Genomic DNA, 14,112 nt, shown 5'->3' on the forward strand with positions numbered 1-14,112 from the left:
CACAACAACAGTCCCGAGGAACGCCCATGAGTATGTCATCCATACCTTCGCATTCCCCATCCGGTAAGCTCTATGGCTGGGTTGAAAGGATCGGCAATAAAGTGCCGCACCCTTTCCTGCTTTTTATCTATTTAATTGTCATCCTGATGGTCGCGACAGCCGTGCTGTCCGCCTTTGATGTGAGCGTGCGCAGCCCGGCCGACGGCAGCATGGTGGCCGTAAAAAATCTGCTCAGCGTGGAGGGGTTGCACTGGTTTTTGCCGAACGTGATTAAAAACTTCAGCGGTTTTGCGCCGCTGGGCGCCATCCTGGCGCTGGTGTTAGGCGCGGGTCTGGCCGAACGCGTGGGTCTGCTGCCCGCGCTGATGGTGAAAATGGCCTCGCACGTCAGCGCGCGTTATGCCAGCTATATGGTGCTGTTTATTGCCTTCTTCAGCCATATCTCGTCCGACGCGGCGCTGGTGATCATGCCGCCGATGGGGGCGCTGATTTTCCTCGCCGTTGGCCGTCATCCTGTTGCGGGCCTGCTGTCGGCGATCGCGGGCGTCGGCTGTGGGTTTACCGCTAACCTGCTTATTGTGACCACAGATGTGCTGCTCTCCGGCATCAGCACGGAGGCAGCCAGCACCATCGATGCGGCCATGCACGTCAGCGTGATCGACAACTGGTACTTTATGGCCAGTTCGGTGATTGTCCTGACGATTGTCGGGGGGTTGATTACCGATAAGATCGTTGAGCCGCGCCTGGGTAAATGGGAAGGCCGGAGCGATGAAAAGCTGGAGACGCTGAGCAAAGAGCAGCAGTTCGGCCTGCGCGTCGCCGGGATCGTCTCGCTGGCATTCATTGCGGCTGTGGCGCTGATGGTGGTGCCGGAGAATGGCGTGTTGCGCGATCCAATCAAACACACCGTACTTCCCTCGCCGTTTATTCAGGGTATTGTGCCGCTGATAATTCTCTTCTTCTTCGTCGTTTCGCTCGCCTACGGCATCGCTACCGGTAAAATCCGCCGTCAGGGAGATCTGCCGCACCTGATGATCGAGCCGATGAAGGAGATGGCGGGTTTTATCGTGATGGTGTTCCCGCTTGCGCAGTTTGTGGCCATGTTTAACTGGAGCAACATGGGCAAGTTTATGGCCGTGAGCCTGACGGACGCGCTGGAGGCGGCGGGGTTGAGCGGGGTTCCGGCGTTTGTCGGCCTGGCGCTGCTGTCGTCCCTGCTGTGCATGTTTATTGCCAGCGGGTCGGCCATCTGGTCGATTCTGGCCCCCATCTTTGTCCCCATGTTTATGATGCTCGGCTTTCATCCGGCGTTCGCCCAGATCCTGTTCCGTGTCGCCGATTCTTCGGTGATCCCGCTGGCGCCCGTGTCACCCTTCGTTCCGCTGTTTTTAGGCTTCCTGCAACGCTACAGACCGGAGGCTAAGCTGGGTACCTACTATTCGCTGGTCTTGCCCTATCCGCTTATCTTCTTAGGGGTATGGCTGGTGATGCTGGTGGCGTGGTATCTTGTCGGCCTGCCGATTGGACCGGGTGTTTACCCGAGGCTGAACTAAGGAGTACTGATGCTGAGATTACTCGAAGATAAGATTGCGACGCCGCTGGGGCCGCTGTGGGTTATCGCGGATGAAGCGTTCAATCTGCGCGCGGTTGAATGGGAAGAGCACAGCGACCGGATGGTTGAGCTGCTCAACATCCATTATCGCGCCGAGGGTTACGAGCGTATTACTGCCCATAATCCTGGCGGGCTGAGCGATAAACTGACGGCCTACTTCGAGGGCGATCTCAGCATTATTAATACCCTGCCAACCGCCACGGCGGGTACCCCTTTCCAGCGCGAGGTGTGGCAGGCGCTGCGTAATATTCCCTGCGGGCAGGTGATGCACTACGGTCAGCTGGCAGAACAGCTTGGCCGTGCCGGTGCGGCGCGCGCGGTCGGTGCGGCAAATGGCTCTAACCCCGTCAGCATTGTGGTGCCTTGCCATCGCGTGATTGGGCGCAACGGCACCCTCACCGGCTATGCCGGGGGCGTACAGCGCAAAGAGTGGCTGCTGCGTCACGAAGGGTATTTTCTGCTGTAATTCCCAGGCTTTTTGTGCTTAATTTTCTTCCTGTTAGGTTCATAATCCTTAATCATTCTGTGGAATTTCAAGGAGATGGCAACACGCTGCCGTCTCTTGTCTTTATTGGGGGTTTGCCAGACTTACGTCCTTACCAAAAAGATGTTAAAATTGACCAATATCAATTAAGGCTTGAGCAAACCTATGATCCCGGAAAAGCGAATTATACGACGCATTCAGTCTGGCGGTTGTGCTATCCATTGCCAGGATTGCAGCATCAGCCAGCTCTGTATCCCGTTTACTCTGAATGAGCACGAACTCGATCAGCTTGACAATATCATCGAGCGCAAAAAGCCTATTCAGAAAGGGCAGACGCTGTTTAAAGCGGGAGACGAACTGAAATCGCTCTATGCTATCCGTTCTGGCACCATCAAAAGCTACACCATTACCGAACAGGGTGACGAGCAGATCACTGGCTTCCATCTGGCGGGCGATTTAGTCGGCTTTGACGCCATCGGCAGTGGCCATCACCCGAGCTTTGCTCAGGCGCTGGAAACCTCTATGGTTTGTGAAATCCCGTTTGAAACGCTGGACGATCTGTCCGGTAAGATGCCGAACCTGCGTCAGCAGATGATGCGTCTGATGAGCGGTGAGATCAAAGGCGATCAGGATATGATCCTGCTGCTTTCCAAAAAGAATGCCGAAGAGCGTCTGGCCGCCTTTATCTATAACCTCTCCCGCCGTTTCGCGGAACGTGGCTTCTCCCCACGCGAATTCCGTCTGACCATGACGCGTGGCGATATTGGTAACTATCTGGGCCTGACCGTGGAAACCATCAGCCGTCTGCTGGGTCGTTTCCAGAAGAGCGGAATGCTGGCGGTTAAAGGTAAGTACATCACCATTGAAAACGGTGAAGCACTGGCCATTCTGGCGGGTCACTCACGTAACGTGGCATAACTCTCCCGGATATCTTATGCCAGGTCGATAAATTTTCATGATTATTGATCTGGCAAAAACTTCCCCCCTGTTTCATTCAAGATATATAGGTTACTCTTTTACTTACAGACTGTGGTGACAGTAGTAAGGAGACCTGTATGGCAAAGTATCAAAATATGCTGGTGGCTATCGATCCGAATCAGGACGATCAGCCAGCATTACGACGTGCTGTGTATTTACATCAACGGATTGGTGGCAAAATTAAAGCCTTTTTGCCGATTTATGACTTCTCATACGAGATGACCACCCTTCTGTCGCCTGACGAGCGCACCGCTATGCGTCAGGGAGTGATCAGCCAGCGTACCGCGTGGATCCGCGAGCAGGCGAAGTATTATCTGGAAGCGGGCGTACCTATCGATATCAAGGTGGTCTGGCACAACCGCCCTTTCGAAGCCATTATTCAGGAAGTGGTGGCCGGTGGGCATGACCTGCTGCTGAAAATGGCGCACCAGCATGACAAACTGGAATCCGTGATTTTCACCCCGACCGACTGGCACCTGCTGCGCAAATGCCCTTGTCCGGTATGGATGGTGAAAGATCAGCCGTGGCCTGAGGGCGGGAAAGCCGTCGTGGCGGTTAATCTGGCCAGCGAAGAGGATTATCACAATTCGCTGAACGAGAAGCTGGTGAAGGAGACCCTTCAGCTTGCCGACCAGGTTAACCACACTGAAGTCCATCTGGTGGGAGCCTATCCGGTTACGCCAATCAATATCGCCATCGAGCTGCCTGAATTTGACCCGAGCGTGTATAACGATGCGATTCGCGGTCAGCATCTGCTGGCCATGAAAGCGCTGCGCCAGAAATTCAGTATCGATGAGAACATGACCCACGTAGAAAAAGGGTTACCGGAAGAGGTTATTCCGGATCTGGCGGAGCATTTGCAGGCCGGGATTGTGGTGCTGGGCACCATTGGCCGGACCGGTATTTCTGCCGCGTTCCTGGGTAATACCGCCGAGCAGGTGATCGACCATCTTCGCTGCGACCTTCTGGTTATCAAACCGGATCAGTATCAGACGCCGGTTGAACTGGACGATGAGGAAGACGATTGACCCCAAAATGAAAGCCCGCCGGTAACGGCGGGCTTTTTTTATTGCGCTTCGCTCAACCGTTGCGCCGGTGCCTCGTCGCCAGCATTCATCCAGGGCGCGTGCAGAACCATGCTCGGCAGCGCCAGCTTGATCTCCTGCTGGTTCAGCCCCTCCAGAATACGAATATTGATCTCCTGCTGAATATCCATGTACTTGTTGTAATCCGCCGTATTAACGATATGGACCACCTCGAAGGTCAGGCGATCGCGATCGAAGCCCAGGAAATGGGCGCGGTCAAACTTCGTTTCCCCGACGTCGGTAATGATCTGTTTGACCATATCACCCACTGAACGCAGTTTTTCCGGCGCCGTGTCGCTGGCGACCCCGAAGGTAAAGACGATCCGGCGCGTTTGCATCCGCTTGTAGTTATGCAGCGTCTGTTGCAGCAGGATGGCGTTCCCACAGACAATTTGCTCCCCGCTCAGGCTACGGATACGAGTGGTTTTCAGGCCGATGTGCTCTACCGTCCCGGCGACATCGTTAAACACCACAAAATCGCCGATTTCGAACGGCTTATCAAAACCGATGGAGAGCGATGCAAACACGTCGCTCAGGATCGTTTGCACCGCGAGGGCGATAGCAATACCCCCTACCCCAAGGCTGGCAACCAGAGCAGTGATGTTGACGCCCGCGTTAGCAAGAATAGACAGCAGCATCACTGACCAGACAATGGCACGGAGGATAAGCCCCGTGATCACCAGCGTCACCGGGTTTTTATGGCTTCCCGGCGCCAGCATGACGTGACGAAGCCACGACACCACCCCCTGATCCATCCACAGCGCCACCTGGATAGCGAAGACCAGGAACCAGGCGTGGCTCACGGTACCAAAGAGATGATCCGGTAAGTCGACGAAACGCAGGCTGAACAGCAGCGCCACGACAAAAAGCAGGAAGCGGCTGGTGCGGTTAAGCATATCCGTCAGGATAAAACGCATCCGGTTGGTGGTGGGATGCTTGTCGCCCCAGGTGGTGATCCCTTTCTTAACAAAGGCGATCAGGCGCGTCAGCAGCCAGTACACCAGCAGAGTTACAAAGACTACCGTGGCGACGCCAATCCAGAATGATGGCGTCATCATCAGCGCGATGATGTCAAAGCGGGACAGAAATTGCATTACACCTCCTCGTATTACACAAAGGGTAAAGTATAGACAGAGGAGAATGGCTGACCGCAGAAATAAGAAAACCGCCCCCAGGGGCGGTTTGTCAGGATGAAGCGGAATTAAAGAGATTTCAGAATCGCATCCACGCTGGCTTTGGCGTCGCCAAACAGCATGTGGGTGTTATCTTTAAAGAACAGCGGGTTCTGCACGCCAGCATAGCCGGTGTTCATAGAGCGTTTGAAGACAATGACGTTCTGCGCCTTCCACACTTCGAGAACAGGCATACCCGCAATCGGGCTGCGCGGATCGTCCTGCGCCGCCGGGTTAACGGTGTCGTTGGCGCCAATCACCAGCACGGTGTCGGTGTCGGCGAAATCATCGTTGATCTCGTCCATTTCCAGCACGATGTCGTAAGGCACCTTCGCTTCCGCCAGCAGCACGTTCATGTGGCCTGGCAGACGCCCCGCCACCGGGTGAATACCAAAGCGAACCTTGATACCGCGGGCGCGCAGTTTCTCGGTGATTTCCGCCACCGGATACTGCGCCTGCGCCACCGCCATGCCATAGCCCGGGGTGATGATAACGGAATGCGAGTTTTTCAGCATCTCTGCGGTGTCTTCCGCACTGATTTCACGGTGTTCACCCACTTCCTCATCAGAACCGGTTGATGAACCGTCAGAACCGAAGCCACCCGCGATGACGCTGATAAACGAGCGGTTCATCGCCTTACACATGATGTAAGACAGGATCGCACCGGAAGAACCGACCAGCGCACCGGTGACAATCAGCAGGTCGTTGCTCAGCATAAAGCCTGCTGCTGCCGCTGCCCAACCGGAGTAGGAGTTCAGCATGGAGACGACTACCGGCATATCTGCCCCGCCGATAGACGCCACCAGATGCCAGCCGAAGGCCAGCGCGATAATGGTCATCACCAGTAACGCCAGCACCTGCAAGCCTACGCTTTCGGTACGCACGAAGACCACCAGCAGCACAAAGGAAACGACCAGCGCTGCCAGATTCAGCTTATGGCGGTTAGGCAGCATCAGCGGTTTGGAAGAGATCTTCCCACGCAGTTTGCCGAACGCCACGATTGAGCCGGTGAAGGTCACCGCACCAATGAAGATGCCGAGGAACACTTCGGTCAGGTGGATGTTCACCAGAATCGGTTCCAGACCCGGTTCGTGGTACAGATAGCTGTTGAAGCCCACCAGCACCGCGGCCAGACCCACGAAGCTGTGCAGAATAGCAACCAGCTCCGGCATCTCGGTCATTTCAACGCGTTTCGCCAGACGAATACCAATCGCACCACCGATGATCATCGCCACCAGGATCCACGCCACGTTGCCGGTGTCCGGCCCAAAGATGGTGGCAATCAGCGCAATCGCCATCCCGGCGATACCAAAGTTATTTCCCTGCTGAGACGTTTCGTGTTTGGAAAGCCCCGCCAGACTGAAAATAAACAGGATTGCAGCAACAATGTATGCGGCTGTAACTAATCCTCCAGACATATGCTACCCCTTAGCCTTTACGAAACATTTTCAGCATGCGCTGAGTCACGGTGAAACCACCGAAAATATTGATACTGGCGATCAGCACTGCAATGAAGCTCAGGAAGCTGATCCAGCCGCCATGACCAATTTGCAGCAATGCCCCAACCACGATAATCCCGGAGATGGCATTGGTAACCGACATCAGCGGGGTATGCAGCGCATGGGAAACGTTCCACACGACGTAGTAACCCACCACGCAGGAGAGCGCGAAGACGGTGAAGTGGCCAAGGAACTCTTTTGGCGCGACGTCCGCCAGCCAGCCAAACAGGATAATGACCAGCGCCATGATGGCGTATTTGCGCCACGGCGACGCAGGTTTCGCTGGTTCTGCAGGCTCAGGCGCCGCTTTCGGCGCAGCCTGAGGCTGAGCGGAAACCTGTATCGGCGGTGCAGGCCAGGTAATTTCCCCTTCACGCACCACGGTCACGCCGCGCACCACCACATCATCAAAATCAACGGTGATGTTGCCGTCTTTCTCTTTGCAGAGCAGCTTCAGCAGATTAACGAGGTTCGTGCCGTACAGCTGAGAGGACTGGGTTGGCAGACGTCCTGGCAGGTCGGTATAACCGATCACCTTCACGCCGTTCGCGGTCGTCGTGACCTGATTTGGCACGGTATACTCACAGTTACCGCCGTTTTGCGCCGCCAGATCGACAATCACGCTGCCCGGCTGCATGGAATCCACCATCTCACGGGTGATCAGCTTCGGTGCCGGTTTACCCGGAATAAGCGCGGTGGTGACAATGATGTCCACCTCTTTTGCCTGCGCCGCAAAGAGCGCCATTTCCGCCTTAATAAAGGCTTCAGACATGACCTTCGCGTAACCATCACCGCTGCCCGCTTCTTCCTTGAAGTCCAGCTCAAGGAATTCGGCGCCCATACTCTGCACCTGCTCCTTCACTTCCGGCCGGGTATCAAACGCACGAACAATAGCGCCCAGGCTGTTTGCGGCCCCAATAGCGGCAAGACCTGCCACACCGGCACCAATTACCATCACCTTCGCGGGTGGTACTTTGCCTGCGGCCGTAATTTGACCGGTAAAGAAGCGACCAAACTCATGAGCAGCTTCGACAATGGCGCGATAGCCGGCAATGTTTGCCATAGAACTCAGCGCATCCAGAGACTGCGCGCGCGAAATACGCGGCACGGAATCCATCGCCATCACGGTGACACCGCGTGCCGCCAGCTTCTCCATCAGCTCCGGGTTTTGGGCTGGCCAGACAAAGCTCACAAGCGTCGTGCCCGCGTTCAGCAGTTCAATTTCACTCTCTTCCGGTGCGTTTACCTTCAGAATAATGGGTGATTGCCAGACCTCAGCACCGTCCACTACGTCCGCGCCAGCCTGAGTAAAGGCCTCGTCATCGAAACTCGCCAGTTTGCCCGCGCCGCTTTCAATCGCGACGGTAAAACCCAGTTTAAGCAGTTGCTCCACCGTTTTTGGTGTTGCCGCTACGCGGGTTTCATTGGCTAACCGTTCTTTTGGTACCCCAATACGCATAGTTTTCCCTTCCATCGGTTTGTGATGATGGTTTGTCGATAATTGCCCGCGGTTCGTATCAATTTTCACCATCGCGATAACGACGGAGAATGATTAACCCCGGAAAATAAAACAGTAACAAACTTTCTATAACCTACTGAAAATAGCGCCCGTGATCTACCGCCAGAAAACACTATTTCTTATTTTATCTGTGAAAAATAAGCGATCGGGGTCACTGACAGAGATATTTACCTTAAATTCGCCTTCAGGACCGATAAATCGCGCAAGCGAAGCGGTAAAAACATGATATAGCGCCATAAAAGAACAACTCATTAACATTAAATTAACTTGTAAAAGTCATATGCTTAATCAGTTTTTCTTGTGAAACGCCTGTTTTTTCCACATATCACAAAATGTTATCGAATCAGGTCCTTTGCTGAGCACAGGCTGTGAAAAATGCCGCAGACAGCGACGGGTGTTAAATGCCATAATCGGGACCGTCTCAAATTAACAACAACACCAGTACATGGTTTGCGCAAGGCGAAGGATTATTTTTATGAAGCTTAAGAACACACTCCTGGCGTCCGCACTTCTTTCCGCGACCGCCCTGTCAGCGAATGCTGCGACAGAGTTGACGCCGGAGCAAGCGGCAGCGTTAAAACCTTTTGACCATACGGTCATTGTGGGTCGGTATAATTCCATTGGCGATGCCGTCGCCGCCGCATCAAAAGCCGCCGATAAGAACGGCGCTGCCTCGTTTTACGTTGTTGACCAGTCCGATCAGGGCAACAGCGGTAACCAGCGCGTGACTGTTGCGCTGTACAAAGAGAATGCCCCAAAGGCAGATCAACAGAAAAACCGCGTGATTAACGGCATTGTTGAACTGCCGAAAGATCAGGCTGTTCAGCTGGAACCGTATGACACCGTGACCGTTCAGGGCTTCTACCGCAGCCAGCCTGAAGTTAACGATGCCATCACCAAAGCCGCGAGAGAAAAAGGCGCTTACGCGTTTTATATCGTGCGTCAGGTTGATGCCAACCAGGGCGGAAACCAGCGCATTACCGCCTTCATCTATAAGCAAGATGCGAAAAAACGCGTAGTGCAAAGCCCGGATGCGATTCCAGCGGATTCAGAAGCCGGTCGTGCTGCGTTAGCAAAAGGCGGTGAAGAAGCGAAGAAAGTTGAAATTCCGGGCGTAGCAACGTCTGCGGCACCAAGCGCTGAAGTGGGTCGTTTCTTTGAAACCCAATCCACCAAAGGCGGTCGTTATACCGTTACGTTACCAGACGGCACGAAAATTGAAGAGCTGAACAAAGCCACTGCCGCGCAGATGGTGCCGTTCGACAGCATCAAGTTTACGGGCAACTATGGCAACATGACAGAAATCTCCTATCAGGTGGCGAAGCGTGCTGCGAAGAAAGGCGCGAAGTATTACCACATCACCCGCCAGTGGCAGGAACGTGGCAACAACCTGACCATCAGTGCCGATCTGTACAAGTAACAAAACGGTTTCATAAAGGCGGCGCAGTGCCGCCTTTTTTGTTACTTTTTTTCTGATTTCTGCCCCATGTCATTGCATGCATCCGTCACACTCCGTAAAATCCCGCGCCTTAGCGTGATCCACCATTTTTATGCGCCTTAGCGAAATAATTATTCTGGATTTGGACTATTCATAACAGGAAGCCAATGGAAAAGAAACTTGGCCTGAGTGCGTTAACTGCACTTGTATTGAGCTCAATGCTGGGCGCGGGCGTATTCAGTTTGCCGCAGAACATGGCGGCCGTCGCCAGCCCGGCCGCATTACTAATTGGCTGGGGCATCACCGGCGTCGGGATTTTGCTGCTGGCGTTCGCCATGCTGCTGCTGACCCGTATCCGACCGGATCTGGACGGCGGAATATTCACTTACGCCCGTGAAGGTTTTGGCGAGCTGATTGGCTTCTGCTCCGCCTGGGGCTACTGGCTGTGCGCGGTGATCGCCAACGTCTCCTATCTGGTTATCGTCTTCTCGGCGCTCAGTTTCTTTACCGATACGCCCGAACTGCGCCTGTTTGGTGACGGCAATACCTGGCAGTCCATCGTCGGCGCCTCGGTGCTGCTGTGGATTGTTCACTGGTTGATTTTGCGCGGTGTTCAGACCGCGGCCAGCATTAACCTGGTGGCGACGCTGGCCAAGCTGGTGCCGCTTGGCCTGTTCGTCGTGCTGGCCTTCCTCGCCTTCCGTCTCGATGTCTTTACGCTCGATTTCAGCGGTATTGCGTTGGGCGTTCCCGTCTGGGAGCAGGTGAAAAATACCATGCTGATTACCCTGTGGGTGTTCATCGGTGTTGAAGGTGCCGTCGTGGTCTCTGCCCGCGCGCGTAACAAACGCGACGTGGGACGCGCCACACTGCTGGCCGTCCTGGCGGCGCTGGGCGTTTATCTGCTGGTGACGCTGCTGTCGCTCGGTGTGGTGGCCCGCCCTGAACTGGCGGAGATGCGTAATCCGTCCATGGCCGGGCTGATGGTGAAAATGCTCGGTCCCTGGGGTGATGTGGTTATCGCGGCAGGTTTGATTGTCTCCGTCTGCGGCGCGTACCTGAGCTGGACCATTATGGCGGCGGAAGTTCCGTTCCTGGCCGCCACGCACAAAGCGTTCCCGCGCCTGTTTGCCCGTCAGAATAAAAACAGTGCGCCATCGGCCTCTCTGTGGCTCACCAACATCAGCGTGCAGGTCTGTCTGGTGCTGATCTGGCTCACAGGTTCGGACTATAACACGCTGCTGACCATCGCCTCCGAGATGATTCTGGTACCCTATTTCTTAGTGGGCGCATATCTGTTAAAAATTGCGACCCGCCCGGCACACTATGCGGTAGGCGTAGGTGCCTGTATTTACGGTCTATGGTTATTGTATGCTTCCGGCCCGATGCATCTGCTGCTGTCCGTGGTGCTCTACGCGCCAGGCCTGCTGGTGTTTATCTACGCTCGCCGTACGCATCAGCTTGATAATGCCCTTAAGCGCCGCGAAATGGCGTTGATAGGTTTGCTGTTAGTCGCTGCCGTACCGGCAACGTGGATGTTAATGGGATAGCGCCGCCTGTCCCATTGTTGAACTGAAAAGGAGATTACGATGGGACACACGCAGCAACGCCCAATATTGATCACTGGCGCAGGCCGTCGCATCGGCCTCGCCCTCGCCCATCACTTTCTCAATCTTCGCCATCCGGTTATCGTCAGTTACCGCACGGAATATCCCTCCATTGAAGGGCTACGACATGCCGGAGCCGTCTGCATTCAGGCGGATTTCTCCACGGATGAAGGTATTCTTGCTTTCGCGGAAAAAGTGAAATCGACCACCCCCGGGCTGCGGGCGGTTATTCACAACGCCAGTACCTGGCTTCCTGAAAAAGCAGGACATTCGCTCAGCGAAACGCTCGCCTGCATGATGCAGATCCACGTTAATGCGCCTTATCTGCTCAACCATGCCCTACAGGATCTGCTACGCGGACACGGCCATGCCGCAGGCGACATTATCCATTTCACCGATTACGTGGTGGAGCGAGGCAGCGATAAACACATCGCCTACGCGGCTAGCAAAGCCGCGCTGGATAATATGACTCGCTCGTTCGCGGGCAAGCTGGCCCCCGAGGTAAAAGTCAACGCGATTGCCCCGGCGATGATTTTATTTAACGAGGGCGATGATGCCGAGTATCGTCAGCAGGCGCTTAACAAGTCGTTGATGAAAATTGCGCCCGGCGAGAAAGAGGTGATCGACCTGATCGATTATCTGCTGACCAGCTGTTACGTCACGGGAAGGACGTTTGCCGTGGACGGTGGCCGCCCGCTGCGCTAGTGAAAGCGGCTCCAGAAGAAGATGAGCACCCAGGCGCTGAGGCTCCAGCAGACCACCGCCCCGCCCAGCGCCAGGGGCAGACGCAGAAAACCGGTGAAGTACCACAGCGACAGCAGATAAATGAAATACGGGATGATTGACCACATCCCGAATACAATGGTGGCACGCAGCGCCTCTATACCCCGCTCAGAGGCCACAATATAGTGCGCAATTAACGCAAAGGTGGGAAACAGCGGGATAAGCCCGGCAATGTAGTAGCTCTTCGTTTTAGCCAGCACCCCAATCAGCAGCACGACCAGCGCACCCAGCGCGGCTTTGATCAACAGCCCCATTCTTTTCCCTTAACAATCAAATAACATTCCCGTGCAGGATAACGGAACTCCGGCTAATTATGAAAGATTAATGGAAGGTTAAGGTTGTGCGGTGTATGTTGACGTTTTTCGCGATGACAGACGTAGTATGAATAAGATTGTTTATGTTGAAGATGAACCCGAAGTGGGTCAATTGATCGCCGCTTATCTGGGTAAACATGATATTGAAGTGGTTGTCGAACCTCGTGGCGATCGCGCTGAAGACGTCGTCACCCGCGAAAATCCGGACCTGGTGTTGCTGGACATTATGCTGCCCGGAAAAGATGGCATGACGCTTTGCCGGGATCTGCGCGCGAAGTGGGACGGCCCGATCGTGCTGCTGACCTCTCTCGACAGCGATATGAATCATATTCTGTCCCTTGAGATGGGCGCGAATGACTACATCCTGAAAACCACGCCGCCGGCGGTCCTGCTTGCCCGTTTGCGCCTTCATCTGCGTCAGCGTGCCAGCGCTGAGCGTGAAGCGCCTGCGCCCTCTTTAACGCCGCATAAGGCGATGCGGTTCGGCACGCTTTCTATCGACCCGGTCAACCGACAGGTTATGCTTTCCGGGGAGCTAATTGCGCTCTCAACCGCAGATTTTGACCTGCTGTGGGAGCTGGCAACTCATGCCGGGCAAATTATGGACCGGGATGCATTGCTGAAAAATCTGCGCGGCGTAAGTTACGACGGAATGGATCGTAGCGTTGATGTGGCGATTTCTCGCCTGCGAAAAAAACTGCAGGACAGCGCCACCGAGCCCTACCGCATTAAAACCGTACGTAATAAGGGCTACCTGTTTGCCCCGCACGCATGGGAAACCTGAAAAAAAACTACACAGTAAATTTCGAAAAATAACTTGCGATGCATCAGGAATGTTATCGGTATACGTCGTAAGTTTTCGATTATATGCATCGTCAGTCATGAAATATCCCTTGTTCACATTCCTCTTACCTGTTCAATTTCGATGTGCATTTTTAGCGTAAACAAAAGTAGCTCTAATGTATTTCATTGCTATAGTACAATATATATTCAGCAGTTCAGGAACCATTATCGATCAAAAATCCGTCACTTAAATGCACATTGTGTTAAAAATGAACTTTACAATTGACTAAATTATTATCTTATCCTTATGAAAACAAAGGGGATATAGTTAGCATATAAATAATATCGATCTTTTTCAATAGCTTACGCGTTTGCAGAAATCTAATTCTCATGCTAAACCTTATACTCTCTCAATTATTTAATGAACGAGGTATAGCAATGTCATGGAGAGTCATTAGCTCGGTAATTTGTCCTAACACGGGAATCGTTTATTCAAGCATCTTGGGACTCAAGTTCTTGAAACTCATCATTTGGTATGAAAGCGATGTCTATTTGTACCCCGGCGATAGGATATATCCGACAAAGAATGGCGTCTTCATTAATGGCGTTTTCAAGCCAATATCGATATACAACATCTCCCCTTACAACGAGATGTTATGGAGTGAAATTAAAAACAAGATGGCCTGCCCATACAATCGAAACCAGGAAGAGGAGATATGTACCTACGCGGTGCATTGCAACGCGCGTAAGTGTCCGCATGGGTTTGCCACGAATCCACTGATTGTCAGCACAGTCAAATCCAGACATTAACGAATGTGGTAATGTTCAGGTTACAAAG

13 protein-coding genes are annotated in these 14,112 nt (G+C 53.7%); 9 read left to right on the forward strand and 4 right to left on the reverse strand.

The window, feature by feature from the left end; genetic code table 11:
* Window positions 1–26: 26 nt before the first annotated feature.
* The 4 genes from abgT to uspE all read left to right on the forward strand — a co-directional run bounded on the left by abgT (window position 27) and on the right by uspE (window position 4,102).
* A complete protein-coding gene (gene abgT, locus IPZ49_RS04605; protein WP_045622841.1) occupies window positions 27–1,553 on the forward strand; it encodes a p-aminobenzoyl-glutamate transporter in 1,527 nt (508 codons plus the stop codon).
* 9 nt (window positions 1,554–1,562) lie between these two features.
* Window positions 1,563–2,078 (forward strand): methylated-DNA--[protein]-cysteine S-methyltransferase, encoded by a 516-nt coding sequence (ogt, locus tag IPZ49_RS04610; RefSeq protein ID WP_045622839.1) that lies wholly within the window; start codon window positions 1,563–1,565, stop codon window positions 2,076–2,078.
* 183 nt (window positions 2,079–2,261) lie between these two features.
* Complete coding sequence (fnr, locus tag IPZ49_RS04615; protein ID WP_000611906.1) at window positions 2,262–3,014, forward strand: fumarate/nitrate reduction transcriptional regulator Fnr; 753 nt, start codon at window positions 2,262–2,264, stop codon at window positions 3,012–3,014.
* A 137-nt stretch (window positions 3,015–3,151) separates the two neighbouring features.
* A complete protein-coding gene (gene uspE, locus IPZ49_RS04620; RefSeq protein ID WP_003857535.1) occupies window positions 3,152–4,102 on the forward strand; it encodes a universal stress protein UspE in 951 nt (316 codons plus the stop codon).
* Between the two features lie 38 nt (window positions 4,103–4,140).
* Here uspE and IPZ49_RS04625 read toward each other — a convergent pair whose 3' ends face one another.
* From IPZ49_RS04625 to pntA, 3 genes are all read right to left on the reverse strand, one after another.
* A complete protein-coding gene (locus IPZ49_RS04625) occupies window positions 4,141–5,253 on the reverse strand; it encodes a mechanosensitive ion channel family protein (protein ID WP_022647940.1) in 1,113 nt (370 codons plus the stop codon).
* Window positions 5,254–5,360: 107 nt separating this feature from the next.
* A complete protein-coding gene (gene pntB, locus IPZ49_RS04630; RefSeq protein ID WP_022647939.1) occupies window positions 5,361–6,749 on the reverse strand; it encodes a Re/Si-specific NAD(P)(+) transhydrogenase subunit beta in 1,389 nt (462 codons plus the stop codon).
* 10 nt (window positions 6,750–6,759) lie between these two features.
* Window positions 6,760–8,289, reverse strand: coding sequence for a Re/Si-specific NAD(P)(+) transhydrogenase subunit alpha (gene pntA, locus IPZ49_RS04635; protein WP_017384575.1), 1,530 nt, complete (start codon window positions 8,287–8,289; stop codon window positions 6,760–6,762).
* Window positions 8,290–8,824: 535 nt separating this feature from the next.
* Between pntA and ydgH the strand changes: the two genes are divergently transcribed.
* The 3 genes from ydgH to folM all read left to right on the forward strand — a co-directional run bounded on the left by ydgH (window position 8,825) and on the right by folM (window position 12,099).
* Window positions 8,825–9,769, forward strand: coding sequence for a DUF1471 family protein YdgH (gene ydgH / locus IPZ49_RS04640; RefSeq protein ID WP_063145990.1), 945 nt, complete (start codon window positions 8,825–8,827; stop codon window positions 9,767–9,769).
* Between the two features lie 185 nt (window positions 9,770–9,954).
* On the forward strand, window positions 9,955–11,337 hold the full coding sequence (locus IPZ49_RS04645; protein ID WP_023306086.1) for an amino acid permease: 1,383 nt from the start codon (window positions 9,955–9,957) through the stop codon (window positions 11,335–11,337).
* Window positions 11,338–11,376: 39 nt separating this feature from the next.
* Complete coding sequence (gene folM, locus IPZ49_RS04650; protein WP_063145991.1) at window positions 11,377–12,099, forward strand: dihydromonapterin reductase; 723 nt, start codon at window positions 11,377–11,379, stop codon at window positions 12,097–12,099.
* Here the strand turns inward: folM and IPZ49_RS04655 are convergent.
* Entirely contained in the window at window positions 12,096–12,431 is a 336-nt protein-coding gene (locus IPZ49_RS04655; RefSeq protein WP_063145992.1) for a GlpM family protein, read from the reverse strand. The genes folM and IPZ49_RS04655 overlap by 4 nt on opposite strands.
* Before the next feature lie 127 nt (window positions 12,432–12,558).
* Here IPZ49_RS04655 and rstA point away from each other — a divergent pair, with 127 nt between their 5' ends.
* Together rstA and iraM are read left to right on the forward strand one after the other, a co-directional pair.
* Complete coding sequence (rstA, locus tag IPZ49_RS04660) at window positions 12,559–13,275, forward strand: two-component system response regulator RstA (RefSeq protein ID WP_032671147.1); 717 nt, start codon at window positions 12,559–12,561, stop codon at window positions 13,273–13,275.
* Window positions 13,276–13,712: 437 nt separating this feature from the next.
* A complete protein-coding gene (iraM, locus tag IPZ49_RS04665; RefSeq protein WP_022647932.1) occupies window positions 13,713–14,084 on the forward strand; it encodes an anti-adapter protein IraM in 372 nt (123 codons plus the stop codon).
* Window positions 14,085–14,112 lie beyond the last annotated feature (28 nt).

The organism is Enterobacter cloacae complex sp. S2, from assembly GCF_015159675.1.
Taxonomy (GTDB): domain Bacteria; phylum Pseudomonadota; class Gammaproteobacteria; order Enterobacterales; family Enterobacteriaceae; genus Enterobacter; species Enterobacter intestinihominis.